Here is a 13,946-nt window from a genome sequence, read left to right as displayed (position 1 = left end):
CATTTCGGTCGCTGCCAAGCCCGCGCGAGGCAGGCCGGTTGACGCATGGCGGCCGCACCGTCAAGTGCGGCGGCAAGGGAGGCGCGCCTCTTGCACAAAGCCTGTTCCAAGGGAAGCGAAAACTGCGCAGGCCAGCCGCTCGCGCAAGATTGTTTCAACCATCCAAAATCATTGCCTCGCAACCGCGGGCAAGTATGGTCCGGCCCGCCATGACTGCCCCAAGCGATTCCCAGGGCGCCGCTGTCGCCGGTCGCCTCGCCGCCAATCCCGCCATGCAGCGCGTGCCGAGCCCGAAGGCGGCAGTGTTCCAGCACCGGCGATTCGTCTCCGACGCGCTGGCTGGCGCGCTGATCGCGCTGATCGACAAGGATCGCCGCCCCTCGACCATCGCCGACGACAATGGCGATGCCTATTTCCGCACCAGCGAGACCTGCGACCTGGCATCAAGCGAGCCGGCGGTGCAGCAGATCGAGGCGCTGCTGACGCAGCTGTCGGGGATCGATCCTGTGTTCGGCGAGCCGCTCCAGGGCCAGCGCTATGCCGAAGGTCAGGAGTTCAAGCCGCACACCGATTACTTCACCCCCGGCCGGCGCGACTATGCCCGATACTGCGCGCTGTCAGGCAACCGGACGTGGACCTTCATGGTCTATCTCAACGATGTCGCCGCGGGCGGCGCGACGCGCTTCAAACTGCTCGACAAGACCTTCCAGCCCGAGGCGGGCAAATTGCTGTGCTGGAACAACCGCCACCCGGGGGGCGAGGTCAATCCGGCGACGCTTCACCACGGGATGAAGGTGAGGAAGGGCGTCAAATACGTCATCACCAAGTGGTACCGCGAAGAGCCCTGGCAGGGGTGAGGCGGCGCGTGGCGCGCCAACGAAGGGGCCTGAAAACGAAGCAGGCGGACCCGTCGGCCCGCCTCCCTCGTTGCGGGCCGGAGCCCGCGCAGCTTTGAAACCGGATCCCCGCCGGCGCGGGAATGCCGCTGCGATACCCGCAGCGGCCGCGGCGTCACTTGTTCTTGAGGCTGAGCCCGCCGAAACGCTTGTTGAACTGCGCCACGCGGCCACCTTCGGCAACGTGCTGCTTGCCGCCGGTCCAGGCAGGGTGGCTCAGCGGATCGATATCGAGCGCGAGCACATCGCCTTCCTTGCCCCAGGTCGAGCGGGTCTGGAATTCGGTGCCATCGGTCATCTTGACCGTGATCATGTGGTAATCGGGGTGCCCTTCGGCCTTCATGATGCAATTCCTTGTCAGCGTGCGCCGGTTCCGACCGGCGGTGCTATGAAACGGTAAGCGGGGCGCGTAGTCGGGTTTGCCTTGAAAGGCAAGCCCGCCTGCGAAGCCTGTGTGTTGCGCACGCCATCCGGCGTGCGAAATCCTCGCTCACGTGGCCTGACGGCCACGTCGCTGCGGGCGGCCAGTCGGCCTTGCGGTCGCTGCGCGACCGATCGCGATGCCGGCGGGGACATGCAACCGCCGCGATGCGAGAATGCGCTTTCCTACACGGGAGGCGAGGCATAGGATCGAACCTTGCTCTTTGACCCCGTGATTGCGCCCTGCCCCTCTGATCGAGTGAAGCGATCGAATCCTCGGCATTGATCGAGAGGATTTCGGCCCCAGGACAGTGTCTCATGTGTCTCCTACAGCGGCGCTGGCTCCCGTCCCTCCCCGTCCCGAAGGGATGGAAGGGTGGCATCGCGCAGCGATGTCGGAGGGGTCCGTGAGGCCTCGAGACCCGTCGCCATGCAAGGCTTGGGCTGCGCAGCAGCCGCAAGCGCACGCGCCCCCCGCAACTCAGACCTTATCGGTCATCATCGCGGTGAACTCGACCTCGCAGGTGGTCTTGCCCTCGACACTGGCGAGGCCCTTGAACTTGTAGACCCTGCTGCGCTTCTGGGTGAACTCGACATGGAGGTCAAGCAGGCAGCCGGGCGTCACGGGCGCGCGGAACTTGGCGTTCTCGATGCCCATGAAGATGACCAGCTTGCCGGTGCCGGCAAGCTCCATCGTCTCGATCCCGAGGATCCCCGCGGCCTGCGCGAGCGCCTCGATCTGGAGCACGCCGGGCATGATCGGCGCGCCCGGGAAGTGGCCCTGGAAGAACTGCTCGTTCATGCTCACGGCCTTGACCGCGTGGATGCGTTCGCCCAGCTGTATGGCCTTGACGCGGTCGACCAGCAGCAGCGGGTAGCGATGCGGCAAGGCCTTGAGGATCTTGACGATGTCGTAATCGAACGGCTCTGCCGCCGCGCTACCCGTCTCGCTCATCAGCGGCCTGCGGGTGCGGCCGGGTTGCCCTGCTGCGCGGCGGCGGCCTGCTGCTGCTGCTGGGCGATCGTTGCCTGGATCAGGCGCTGCTGAACCTCCTGGTAGATCTGGACGCCTTCGCGGCTCGGCTGCCAGCCCGAGGGCGGCACCACGCCGACCGCCGGCACGCGGACGTTGAGCGCGGCGGTGACCTTGGCGGAGATGTCCGCTTCCGGCGGCGCGAACAGCAGCGAGCCCGGATCGATCACGAACTTGATCTGGTCCTTGGTGGTCACGTCCTGCAACGCCGAGGGGTACTGGACGATGATCTGCTCGACCGCGAACACCCGCGCGCCGTCGATCTGGTTGTTGAGCGCCTGGATCTCCTGCTCGAGCGTCTGGAGCTTGGGGAAGTCGGGCGACTTCTGCATCGCCTGCTGCTCGGCATCGTCGACCTGCTTGTCGCCGTTCTTGTCGAACTTGGCGAGCAGCGCCTGGCGCTCCTGCGCCTTGGTGCGGCGCAGCTCGTTCTGGGTCGCGTAGGTGGTGTTGACCTGCTCGTAGGCGGTCTGGAAGGCGGTGGTGCCGATGATGGTGCGCGGAATGTCGACCGTGGCGATATTGCCCTGGACCTGGGCCTGGGCAGGCAGCGCGGCAGCCGCGGCGAGGATCAGGCCGGCAGGCGCAATGAGCTTGGCAAGACGTGTCATCAGAATTGGGTTCCTACGTTGAAGGTGAAGCGCCGCTCGTCATCCCCTTCGACCTTGCGGATGGTCTGGGAGACGTCGATGCGGAAAGGTCCGAAGGGCGAGTTCCAGTTGACCCCGATCCCGGCGGTGATGCGCGGGCTGGCGGAGTTGCCGAGGAACAGTTCGCGGATGTTGGTGCCGGCGACGAGCACGCGGCGGTTGACGGTCCCGTCGGGCTGGACGGCAAGCGTGGTGAGATCGCCGGTGGCGAGCACCTGGTAGAGCAGCTGGCCGTCGGCGTTGCGCTGCTGGTTGCCCGAAGGATTGACGGTGAGCACCGGGGTCTCGACCGCCCACAATGCGCCGATGTCGGCCCAGATCGAGGGCCTGAGCCCGAGCTCGCGCGCGCCCGAGCCCAGCGGGATCTCGAGCTCGGCGCGGCCGAGATAGTAGTTGCGGCCGCCGATCGCGTCGTCGCGCACCTGGTTGTGCTCGGTCACGTAGGTCGGATTGCCATTGGCATCGAGCACCGGCTGGCCGACATTGTTGAGGATCGACTGCTGGGTGAGGATGCGCGGGCCCACGCCGCGGATCGCAAAGCCGCGGAACTGCGGCTCGCCGAGGAAGAAGCGGTCGGTCAGCAATACGTCGTCGACCCCCGCGCCGGCGCGCTCCTGGAGCGGGATGATCGTGCCCCCTTCGGCAAGGACCGAAAAGATGAAGCCCGAATTGCCGACGTTCCAGAACTGCTGCGCCCGGCCGCGGAAGCGGACATAGCGCACATCGCCGCCAAGCCCGGCGAACTCGCCCGACAGCGTGATCGTCTTGCCGCGCGAGGGACGGATGCGAGAGTTGAGCGAGTTGTAGTTGAGGCTCACCCCGACGATCGAGGACAGCCGCTTGCCGATCGAATCGCACAAGAAGCGCCCGGCGCGCAGCGGATCGCACTCGGTCGTGCCGTTGCCGTCGAGATCGGAGAAGAACAGGCTCTCGTCGAGCGACACGTCGTCGTAGTTGAGCGTGTAGCTGCCGATCAGCGCCATGTACTCGGTCAGCGGCACGCCCGCGCGCAGCGAAAAGCCTGTGGTGGCCTGCTGGAAGGTCGTGTTGCGATCATTGCCGGTGAAGTTGAAGCTGTTGAAATCGCGCCGGTAGATGTCGATCCCGCCGGAGATGTTGCGATCGAAGATGTAGGGATCGGAGAAGCTCACCTGCGCCGAGCGCGAGAACTGCGAGTAGTTGATGCTGAGGCCGATGGTCTGGCCGCGCCCGCGGAAGTTGCGCTGGCGGATGGAGCCTGCAAGGATGAACTGCTCGATCGAAGAAAAGCCCGCCGAAAACTGCAATTCGCCGGTCGGCTTCTCTTCGACGTTGGCTTCAAGAATGATGCGGTCAGGGGCGCTGCCCTCGACCTGCTTGACCTCGAAGTTTTCCTGGAAATAGGCGAGCGAGTTGACCCGCGCATTGGTGCGCTGCACCGCGAGGCTGTTGAAGGCGTCGCCCTCGGCGAGGCGAAACTCGCGGCGGATCACCTTGTCCTGGGTGAGCGTGTTGCCGTTGATGTCGACCCGCTCGACATAGACACGCGGCGCCTCGCGCAGCGTGAACGTGACGTTCATCTTGCGCCCTTCGGGATCGCGGCGGAAGCGCGGCTGGACGTCGGCGAAGGCATAGCCGTAACGACCCGCCAGCTCGGTGAGCTGCTCGACCGTGTCCTCGACCGTCTTGGCGTTGTAGAAATCGCCTTCCTTCATCGGCAGCTGCGTGCTCATTACGTCGCTGTCGAAATCGCGCAGCTGGCTATCGACCTTGACCTCGCCGAAATTGTAGCGCTCGCCTTCCTCGACCACATAGGTGATGATGAAGTCGCGCTGGTCGGGGGTCAGCTCGGCGACCGCGGAGACGACGCGGAAGTCGGCATAGCCTTCGGTCAGGTAGAACTGCCGCAGCTTCTGCTGGTCGAAGGCGAGGCGGTCGGGGTCATAGCTGGTGTTCGAGCTGAAGAAGCTGGTGAGCCGCGACTGCTTGGTCACCATCTCGCCGCGCAGCTCGCCATCCGAGAACTTCTCGTTGCCCAGGATGTTGATCTGGCGGACCTTGGACTTGGGACCCTCGGTGATCTCGAAGACGATATCGACGCGGTTCTGCGGCAGCTGGACGAGCTTGGGCTCGACCTTGGCGGCAAAGCGCCCCTGACGCTTGTAGAGCTCGATGATGCGCGCAACGTCGGCGCGGACCTTGGAGCGGGTGAAGATCTGGCGCGGCGCGAGCTTGATCTCGGGGGTGATCTTGTCGTTCTTGAGCCGCTTGTTGCCTTCCAGCACGATGCGGTTGATCACCGGGTTCTCGGTCACGGTGATGATGACGTTGCCGCCCTCGTTGCGGATCGAGGAATTGGCGAAAAGCTCGGTCGCGCCGAGATCCTTGATCGCCTCGTCGGCGGCAGCGGCGGTATATTCCTGGCCGACCCGCAGACGCACGTAGGACAGAATGGTGTTCGGCTCGAGCCGTTCGGCGCCGACCACCGCGATGGTGCGGATCGTGTTGGCACGCGGTGCAGGCGCAGGCTGCGCAGGCGCGGACTGGGCGGGCGCAGGCTGGGTAGGTGCGGGCTGGGTCTGGGCGTCAGCCAGCGAAGGCACGCCGGCGAGGATCGAGCCGCAGGCGAGCAGGCTCGCCAGCCGCAGCGGCGCGCGCGGGCCAGCGGGAGTGCAGTTGACCGGCACCAGGCCCGTCTCGCTCATTCGGTTCATGCAGCTTAAATCCCGTTCTCAACCCTGTGGACGCTTGCGGACCGTGCGACCATGCCCGCGGCCCAACCTGCCAGATTCCTCACGCACGCCCCTCGCGCATCCTCCTGCCCCGGGCACGCCTGTGCCCCATGTCCCTTCCGCAATCAAGCCGCGTGCGAGCGGCCGCCCTGCCTATCCACGACGCGCGCCCCCAAAGCGCTCAGCTGCCGAAGATGGGGAGCGTGATAATGTCGTTCACCGTCACCACCGCCATCAGCGTCAGCACCAGCACAATCCCGGTGCGATAGGCCCATTCGGTCGCCTGCGGCCCTACGGGTTTGCGGCGGATCGCCTCGGCCGCGTAGAACATCAGGTGCCCGCCATCGAGCGCGGGGATTGGCAAGAAGTTGATGAATGCCAAATTAAGCGAAATGAGCGCGGCAAAGTGGATGAAGGCCGCCGCACCAAGGCTGAGCTGCTCGCCCGAATACTTGGCGATCTTGAACGGTCCGCCCAGTTCCTTCACCGAACGCTCTCCGGTAATGATCTGGCGGATGCCGGTGACCATCATCACGGTGAGATCCCAGCTCTGCTGGGCACCGAGCCGGACCGCTTCCGGCAGGCCCACCTTTTCAATCGCGTAGCGCGCATCGGCAGGCTTGACCCCGATCCGGCCGAGAGTGCTGACATTGCCGAACTTGTCGCGCTCCTCGGCGCGGGCAGTGGTGAGCGGCAGGTCGATGTCCTGCGCGCCGCGGCGGACGGTGAAGACCATGCGCTTGCCGGGATGGAGCGCAACGCGGGTCTTGAGGTCGGTGAAATCGCGGATCGTCTGGCCGTCGATGGCGATGATCACATCGCCCAGTTCCATCCCCGCCGCCTCGGCGACGCTGCTCTGGTCGAACGCCCCGATGGTGCGCGAATCCACCTCGCCGACGATCACCGGCTTGCCGATGATGGCAAAGAACGCCGCGAAGATGGCAATCGCAAGCAGCAGGTTCGTCACCGGGCCCGCCGCAACGATCAGCGCGCGTTTCCACAGGGCGGCGGCCTGGAAACTGCCCTCCTCCACCGGCGCGTGGGGATCGGGGATGCTGGCGGGGTTCATGTCGCCCCGGAACTGGACATATCCGCCCAAGGGCAGGGCCGAGAGCTTCCAGCGCGTGCCGCGCTTGTCGGTGAAGCCCGCGATCTCCTTGCCGAAGCCGACCGAGAACGCCTCGGCCTCGACGCCGAACCAGCGGCCGACGAGATAATGGCCAAGCTCGTGCAGTGTGACCAGCGGCCCCAGCACGAGCAGGAAGCCGAGCACATACATCCAGAAGGGAGGGCTCTCAAACAAGGGCTTGGGTCTCCAGCAGGGCTTGCGCCTGCAAGCGGGCGGATCGATCGACAGCGAGCACTTCGGCAAGGCTCGCAGGGCGCGGGGCGTCGTTGCTGCGCATCAGGGTCTCCTCGACCAATGCGGCAATGCGGGTGAACCGCAAGTGACCGGCGAGGAAGGCGGCGACCGCGACTTCGTTTGCCGCATTGAGGATCGCAGGCGCCGATCCCCCTGCCCTGATCGCCTCGCGCGCAAGGCGGGTGGCGGGGAAGCGCTCTTCATCGGGCGCGAAGAAGGTAAGCGCGCCGATGGCCGCCAGATCGAGGGGGCTGAGCGGCGTTTCCATCCGCTGCGGCCAAGCGAGGCACGAGGCGATCGGCACGCGCATGTCCGAAGGGCCGAGCTGCGCCAGCGTCGAGCGGTCGCGGAATTCGACCATCGAGTGGATCACGCTCTGCGGGTGGACGACGATGCCGAGCTTGTCGAGCCCGACCGGGAACAGATGATAGGCTTCGATGTATTCGAGCCCCTTGTTCATCATCGTCGCCGAATCCACGCTGATCTTGGCGCCCATCGACCAGTTGGGGTGGGCGACCGCCTCTGCGGGAGTGGCCGCGTCAAGCTGCGCCTGCGACCAGGTGCGGAGGGGCCCGCCGCTCGCGGTGAGGGTGATCCTCGCGACATCCTCGATGCGGTTTGCAGCAAGGCACTGGAAGATCGCATTGTGCTCGCTGTCGGTGGGCAGCAGCGTCGCGCCATGCCGCGCCACCGCCTCCATCAGCACCTCGCCCGCCGAAACCAGCACTTCCTTGTTGGCGAGTGCGATGGTGCCGCCCCGCTCCACCGCCGCCATTACCGGGGCGAGCCCTGCGCAGCCGACGATCGCCGCGACGGTCATGTCGGCAGGCCGCGCCGCCGCCTCGACCAGCGCCTGCCGCCCGCCTGCCGCTTCGATCCCGCTATCGCCCAGTGCGGCGCGCAGTTCGGGAAGGCAGCTCTCGTCGCCCACCACGGCGAGGCTCGCGCCGAATTCCACCGCCAGCGCCGCCAGCTCGGCCGCCGAGCAATGCGCGGTCAGCGCCTCGACCTGCCAGTCATCGCGGTTGCGCCGCACCAGATCGAGCGTCGAAGCGCCAATCGATCCGGTCGCACCGAGCAGGGTGAGGCTGCGTTTCATGCTGCGAACATCAGCAACACGATGCGCGCCTGCTCCATCAGGAACAGCACGAAGAATACCGCGATGAACCCGTCCAGCCGGTCGAACAGACCGCCGTGCCCGGGAATGAGCGCACCGGAATCCTTCACGCCGGCGCGCCGCTTCATCCAGCTTTCGAAGAAGTCTCCCGCCTGCGCAATGAAGGCGATCAGCAGCCCGCTCACCAGCGCCATCGCCGCTCCGATCACGAAGTCGGCCGTGCCGTAATCGAGCAGGTGAAGCGCGATCCCCAGCAAGGCAGCGGTCAAGGCCCCGCCGAAAAACCCCGACCATGTCTTGGCCGGGCTGATCCGGGGCGCGATCTTCGGTCCGCCAAAGGCTCTACCGGCGAAATAGGCACCCACATCCACGGCTATGACCGGCAGCATGTAACGCAGCAGAACGACCAGCGGCGGATTGCCGATATAGGGCGTATCGGGAATGAAGTCGGTAAGCCCCGCCCGCACCACGACCATGGCAATGGCCGCCCCGCCCACGTAGAGAACGCCGGCAAAGAACCACAGCGTCTCGCCCGCGCCCGACATCCCGAAGCGTTCGATCAGCCTGTTCCATTCCCAGATGACGCCGCACGCCAGCAGAACCACAAAACCGGTCCAGAACCAGGTCCCCAACCACAGCGCCCCGCCCGCCAGCACCAGCATGACGATGGCGCTCGCCAAGCGCACCGGCAGATCGGTCACGCCCGCGCGCGTATCCCTCACCCGCGTTGCATCACCTTCCGCCATAGCGCCGCTCCCTCCGCGCAAAATCGTTGAGCGCCTGCACCAGGTGGGCAGGCTCGAAATCGGGCCACAGCGTATCGACGAACAGCATCTCCGCATAGGCTGCTTGCCACAACAGGAAATTCGACAGGCGGATTTCCCCGCTGGTGCGGATCAGCAGGTCGAGCGGCGGCAGATCATGGGTGTCGAGATGAGCGGCGATGGTCTCGATGCTGATCTCGCCCGCCGCCGCCGCCTTGGCCGCCGCGCGGGCGATTTCGTGCTGGCCGCCATAGTTGAGCGCCACGGCGAGCGTCTGCTTGCCGTTCGCTGTCTGCGCCAGTGCGTCTTCCAGCATTGCGACGATATCGGGCGCCAGGCTCTGCCAGTCACCGATGATCTTCAGTTTCACGTTGTTGGCGACAAATTCGGGCAGGTCCGATTTGATGAACCGGCGCATCAGGTTCATGAGGTCATCGACCTCGTCTTCCGATCGCTTCCAGTTCTCGGAGGAGAAGGCGTAGAGCGTCAGGCACTCGAGCCCCGTCGGCTCCAGCGCGCGCACCAGCCGCCGCACCGCCTCGACCCCGCGCTGGTGACCGACCGCGCGCGGCAGGCCCCGCTTCTTCGCCCAGCGGCCATTGCCATCCATGATGATGGCGACATGTCTGGCGCGCGATTGGTCCAAGCCACTCCCCATAATCCAGAACGCCTTACTGCGTGAGGATTTCCTGTTCCTTCTTGGCCGCCGCCTCGTCGGTCTCCTTGACGTATTGGTCGGTCAGCTTCTGGACCTGGTCCTCGGAACGCTTGCGATCGTCCTCGGAGATTTCCTTCTTCTTCTCGTCGGCCTTGAGGCTTTCCATCGCGTCACGGCGCACGTTGCGGATCGCGATCTTGGCCTTCTCGGCATATTGCCCGGCGAGCTTGGCGAGCTCCTTGCGGCGCTCCTGCGTGAGGTCGGGGATCGGCAGGCGCAGGGTCTGACCGTCGATGATCGGGTTCAAACCGAGATTGGCATAGGCAATCGCCTTCTCCACCGCGTGGAGGTTCGACTTGTCCCACACCTGCACGCTCAGCATCCGCGGCTCAGGCGCCGAGACGGTCGCGACCTGCTGCAAGGGCATCATCGAGCCGTAGACCTCGACCTGCACCGGATCGAGCAGGGTGGTGTTGGCGCGGCCGGTGCGCAGGCCCTGAAGATCGCTCTTGAGCGATTCCACCGCGCCCTTCATCCGGCGCTCGACATCGGCCTTGTCAAATTGCGGCATGGCTTGGGGTTCCTTCGTTCTTAGCTGCTCTGGACAATGGTCTGGACGCCCTCGCCCGCCAGCACGCGGGCAAGGTTGCCCTTCTCGCGGATCGAGAAGACCACGATCGGAATCTTGTTGTCGCGGCACAGCGCCACGGCAGAGGCATCCATCACCTGGAGATTGTCTGCAAGGACGCGGTCGTAAGTGACGGTTTCGAAACGCACCGCATCCGGATTGTGCTTGGGATCGCTGTCATAGACCCCGTCGACGCTGGTGCCCTTCAGAAGCGCGTCGCACTTCATTTCGGCAGCCCTTAGCGCAGCCCCGCTGTCGGTGGTGAAATAGGGCGCGCCGACACCGGCCGCGAAGATCACCACGCGGCCCTTTTCGAGGTGACGCTCGGCTCTACGGCGGATCACCGGCTCGCACACCTTGTCCATCTCGATCGCGGACTGCACGCGGGTCTGGACGCCAAGCTGTTCAAGCGCGTTCTGCATGGCGAGCGCGTTCATCACGGTCGCGAGCATCCCCATGTAATCGGCCTGCGCCCGGTCCATCCCCTTGGCCGCACCCGCCATGCCGCGGAAGATATTGCCACCGCCGATGACGAGACAGACTTCGAGCCCGCTCTCCTTGGCCGCCTTCACTTCCTTGGCAAGCTCGGCGACGAATTCGGGGTCGATCCCGAACTGCTGGTTCCCCATCAGCACTTCGCCCGAGAGTTTCAGCAGGACGCGCTTGATGGTGGGCAGGCTCATGGGACGGGCAGACTTTCTGGCGGGAGTTGGCTAGCGGGGGCCTTTATCGGGGTGTCACCGTGCTGCCAAGAGGATAGCGGGGATAATGGCCAAGACAATCATCCGCAGGGCCGTGGTGGCGGCGCTTATCCTCGCCGTGCTGGTCGGGGCCAAGGCGTGGTGCGACACGATGCGCGCGCCGGTGACCCAGCAGCTGGTGGTGGAGAGCCCCGCCCTGCCCGCCGGATCGCCGCCCGTGACCATCGCCCTGCTCTCCGACATCCATGTGGCCGGGCCCGACATGCCGCCCGAACGGCTTGCGCGGATCGTGGCGCAGGTGAACGCGCTGAAGCCCGATCTTGTCGCCATCGCGGGCGATCTCGTCAGCGAAAAGCGCACCGCCTCGCACATCTACACCGCCGCCGAGGTGATCGCCCCGCTTGGACGCTTCTCCGCGCCGCTCGGCGTGGTGCTGGTGCCGGGCAATCACGATCACTGGTTCGGGTGGGAAAAGCTTGCGGCCGAGATCGCGCGCTATCCGCAGATAAAGGTCCTGCGCAACGAGGCGCTGATGGCCGGGCCGCTGGTAATCGGCGTGGTGGACGATGACTTCACCGGCCGCGCTGATCTGCCTGCGACGGTGGCGGCGATGAGGTCCCGCACAGGCGTGCCGGTGGTGCTTACCCACTCGCCTGACATCTTCCCCAACGTGCCGGTGCAAGTGCCGCTGGTGCTTGCCGGGCACACCCATTGCGGCCAGGTCGCCTACCCCTGGGGCGGCGCGCCCGCGACGATGTCGGACTACGGCGACCTCTACGCTTGCGGGGTGGTGCGCCAGCACGGCAAGGTACTGGTGACCAGCGCGGGGCTCGGCACCAGCCTGCTGCCGCTGCGGCTGTTCACGCATCCCGAGGTGTGGCTGATAGAAATACGGCCGCCGCAGCGCTGAGGCTGCGACGGCCGCTTTCAATGCGATAGGAAGGAAGGGATCAGCCCTTGAGCGTCGCCGCCACTTCCGCGGCGAAATCGACTTCTTCCTTCTCGATGCCTTCGCCGAGCTGGAAGCGCACGTAGTCGACCAGCTTGATCGATTTGCCCGCGTCCTTGGCGGCCTTGGCGATGTATTCTTCCACGGTCGCCTTGCCGTCCTTGACGAAGATCTGGCTGAGGAGCGCGTTTTCCTTGGCGAACTTCTTCACCGCGCCTTCGACCATCTTGGCCTGCACGTCGGCCGGCTTGCCGCTTTCGGCCGCCTTTTCGGCGGCGATCTTGCGCTCGCGCTCGATCACGTCGGCGTCGAGGCCGTCAGCGTCCAGCGCCTGCGGGAACATCGCGGCGGCGTGCTGAGCGATGTCCTTGCCCAGAGCGTTGAGGGTGTCGGCATCAGCGTCCGATTCCAGCGCGACCAGCACGCCGATCTTGCCGAGGCCTTCGGCAGCCGCGTTGTGGATGTAGGGGACGACCGACCCTTGCGTCACGCCGACCTGCTTGATGCGGCGGATCTGCTGGTTTTCGCCGATGGTGGCGACGTTCTCGGTGAGCTTGTCGCCCACGGTGCCGCCGCCCGGATAGGCCGCCGCCTTGAGCGCCTCGACATCGCTGGTGCCGGTTTCGAGCGCGACCGCAGTGGCATTGCGCACGAAGCTCTGGAACTGGTCGTTCTTGGCGACGAAGTCGGTTTCCGAGTTGATCTCGACGGCAACGCCCTTGGTGCCCTGAACGAGCACGCCGACGAGGCCTTCAGCCGCGGTGCGGCTCGATTTCTTCTGGGCGGTGGCAAGGCCCTTGGCGCGCAGCGCGTCAACCGCAGCCTCGATGTCGCCGCCCGCTTCGGTCAGCGCCTTCTTGGCGTCCATCATGCCAGCGCCGGTGCGCTCGCGCAGCTTCTTCACGTCGGCGACGGAAATATCGGCCATGGAAAATTCCTTTTCGTGTGTGTGTGGGCGCCCGGCCCTGCTCTCTCCGAACGGAGGGCAATGCCGGGCGCGCTAGAGGGGGATTGTGACGGGCGATTGACGGATCAACCGGCCGTGCAGAAAGATCAGGCTTCGGCGTCTTCCGCGGCCGGCTCTTCGGCGACCGGTTCATCGGCGATCACGGCTTCAGCCGGGGGCTCGGCCATCGCGCCGAAATCGCTCGACACGTCGGCCTGGAACTTGCCCTTGCCGGCCAGCGCGGCTTCGCCGATCGCCTGGCAGTAGAGGCGCACCGCACGGCTCGCGTCATCATTGCCCGGAACCGGGAAGGCGATGCCGTTGGGATCGACGTTGGTGTCGAGGATCGCGATCACCGGGATGCCGAGGACGCCCGCTTCCTTGATGGCGAGGTCTTCCTTGTTCGCGTCGATCACGAACATCACGTCCGGAATGCCGCCCATGTCGCGGATGCCGCCGAGCGACATTTCCAGCTTCTCACGCTCACGGGTGAGCTGGAGGACTTCCTTCTTGGTGAAGCCCGAGGTGTCGCCCGAAAGCATTTCCTCGAGGCTCTTCAAACGGCGGATCGAACCCGAGATGGTCTTCCAGTTGGTGAGCATGCCGCCCAGCCAGCGGTGGTTGACGAAGTGCTGGCCCGACATGCGCGCGGCCTCGGCAATCGGCTCCTGCGCCTGGCGCTTGGTGCCGACGAACAGCACCTTGCCGCCCGAACGCACGGTCGATTCCACGAAGTCGAGCGCGCGCGCGAAGAGCGGCACGGTCTGCGACAGGTCGATGATGTGAACCCCGTTGCGCGCGCCGAAGATGTACGGCTTCATGCGCGGATTCCAGCGGTGGGTCTGATGGCCGAAGTGGGCACCGGCCTCGATCAAAGCTTGCATGGTGACGACGGGAGCCGCCATAGGTATTTCCTTTCCGGTTGTTCCTCTGGAAGGCAGGAACCGCGTGTGCGGAGCGTCCCGCAAACGGCACCGGTATGTGCGCCTTCCATGTGAATTGCCTGTGGCGAGGGCCGCACGCCCATGCCGAAGCGAGCGCGCCCTTAGCGCCGGGCAGCGACGAAATCCAGCCCCGATTGCCGCGCCTAGGCAAAAAACCTCACCACAA

The 13,946-nt window shown here is 65.6% G+C and carries 14 protein-coding genes; 2 read left to right on the top strand and 12 right to left on the bottom strand.

Going from position 1 to position 13,946, the window contains the following annotated elements:
- Positions 1–209 precede the first annotated feature (209 nt).
- Entirely contained in the window at positions 210–857 is a 648-nt protein-coding gene (locus D620_RS0112665; protein WP_017666189.1) for a prolyl hydroxylase family protein, read from the top strand.
- A gap of 154 nt (positions 858–1,011) precedes the next feature.
- On the opposite strand, the gene rpmE is transcribed toward D620_RS0112665, so the two are convergent.
- The 10 genes from rpmE to pyrH all read right to left on the bottom strand — a co-directional run bounded on the left by rpmE (position 1,012) and on the right by pyrH (position 10,923).
- The gene (gene rpmE, locus D620_RS0112660) at positions 1,012–1,239 is read right to left on the bottom strand and encodes a 50S ribosomal protein L31 (RefSeq protein ID WP_017666188.1); all 228 of its coding nucleotides are present in this window, start codon (positions 1,237–1,239) and stop codon (positions 1,012–1,014) included.
- 558 nt (positions 1,240–1,797) lie between these two features.
- Positions 1,798–2,271 (bottom strand): 3-hydroxyacyl-ACP dehydratase FabZ, encoded by a 474-nt coding sequence (gene fabZ / locus D620_RS0112655; protein WP_017666187.1) that lies wholly within the window; start codon positions 2,269–2,271, stop codon positions 1,798–1,800.
- A complete protein-coding gene (locus D620_RS0112650; protein WP_017666186.1) occupies positions 2,271–2,960 on the bottom strand; it encodes an OmpH family outer membrane protein in 690 nt (229 codons plus the stop codon). The genes fabZ and D620_RS0112650 overlap by 1 nt, the downstream gene beginning before the upstream one ends.
- The gene (gene bamA / locus D620_RS0112645) at positions 2,960–5,683 is read right to left on the bottom strand and encodes an outer membrane protein assembly factor BamA (RefSeq protein WP_017666185.1); all 2,724 of its coding nucleotides are present in this window, start codon (positions 5,681–5,683) and stop codon (positions 2,960–2,962) included. The genes D620_RS0112650 and bamA overlap by 1 nt, the downstream gene beginning before the upstream one ends.
- A gap of 208 nt (positions 5,684–5,891) precedes the next feature.
- Positions 5,892–6,989, bottom strand: coding sequence for an RIP metalloprotease RseP (rseP, locus tag D620_RS0112640; RefSeq protein ID WP_017666184.1), 1,098 nt, complete (start codon positions 6,987–6,989; stop codon positions 5,892–5,894).
- Between the two features lie 16 nt (positions 6,990–7,005).
- On the bottom strand, positions 7,006–8,172 hold the full coding sequence (gene dxr / locus D620_RS0112635; RefSeq protein WP_017666183.1) for a 1-deoxy-D-xylulose-5-phosphate reductoisomerase: 1,167 nt from the start codon (positions 8,170–8,172) through the stop codon (positions 7,006–7,008).
- Positions 8,169–8,936, bottom strand: coding sequence for a phosphatidate cytidylyltransferase (locus D620_RS0112630; protein WP_017666182.1), 768 nt, complete (start codon positions 8,934–8,936; stop codon positions 8,169–8,171). Before D620_RS0112630 ends, dxr begins: the two co-directional genes overlap by 4 nt.
- Complete coding sequence (gene uppS, locus D620_RS0112625; RefSeq protein ID WP_017666181.1) at positions 8,923–9,564, bottom strand: polyprenyl diphosphate synthase; 642 nt, start codon at positions 9,562–9,564, stop codon at positions 8,923–8,925. The genes D620_RS0112630 and uppS overlap by 14 nt, the downstream gene beginning before the upstream one ends.
- A gap of 61 nt (positions 9,565–9,625) precedes the next feature.
- A complete protein-coding gene (frr, locus tag D620_RS0112620) occupies positions 9,626–10,183 on the bottom strand; it encodes a ribosome recycling factor (RefSeq protein ID WP_017666180.1) in 558 nt (185 codons plus the stop codon).
- A gap of 20 nt (positions 10,184–10,203) precedes the next feature.
- Positions 10,204–10,923 (bottom strand): UMP kinase, encoded by a 720-nt coding sequence (pyrH, locus tag D620_RS0112615; RefSeq protein ID WP_017666179.1) that lies wholly within the window; start codon positions 10,921–10,923, stop codon positions 10,204–10,206.
- A gap of 85 nt (positions 10,924–11,008) precedes the next feature.
- On the opposite strand from pyrH, the gene D620_RS0112610 reads away from it, so the two are divergent.
- A complete protein-coding gene (locus tag D620_RS0112610) occupies positions 11,009–11,851 on the top strand; it encodes a metallophosphoesterase (RefSeq protein ID WP_017666178.1) in 843 nt (280 codons plus the stop codon).
- 40 nt (positions 11,852–11,891) lie between these two features.
- Here D620_RS0112610 and tsf read toward each other — a convergent pair whose 3' ends face one another.
- Together tsf and rpsB are read right to left on the bottom strand one after the other, a co-directional pair.
- Positions 11,892–12,818, bottom strand: a complete 927-nt coding sequence (gene tsf / locus D620_RS0112605; RefSeq protein WP_017666177.1) for a translation elongation factor Ts — start codon at positions 12,816–12,818, stop codon at positions 11,892–11,894.
- Positions 12,819–12,943: 125 nt separating this feature from the next.
- Complete coding sequence (gene rpsB, locus D620_RS0112600) at positions 12,944–13,741, bottom strand: 30S ribosomal protein S2 (RefSeq protein WP_017666176.1); 798 nt, start codon at positions 13,739–13,741, stop codon at positions 12,944–12,946.
- Between the last annotated feature and the right edge of the window lie 205 nt (positions 13,742–13,946).

The organism is Porphyrobacter sp. AAP82 (assembly GCF_000331285.1).
In the GTDB taxonomy this organism is placed as follows: domain Bacteria; phylum Pseudomonadota; class Alphaproteobacteria; order Sphingomonadales; family Sphingomonadaceae; genus Erythrobacter.
Note: the sequence above shows the minus strand (reverse complement) of the source record. Positions and strands in the feature narration are given on the sequence as shown.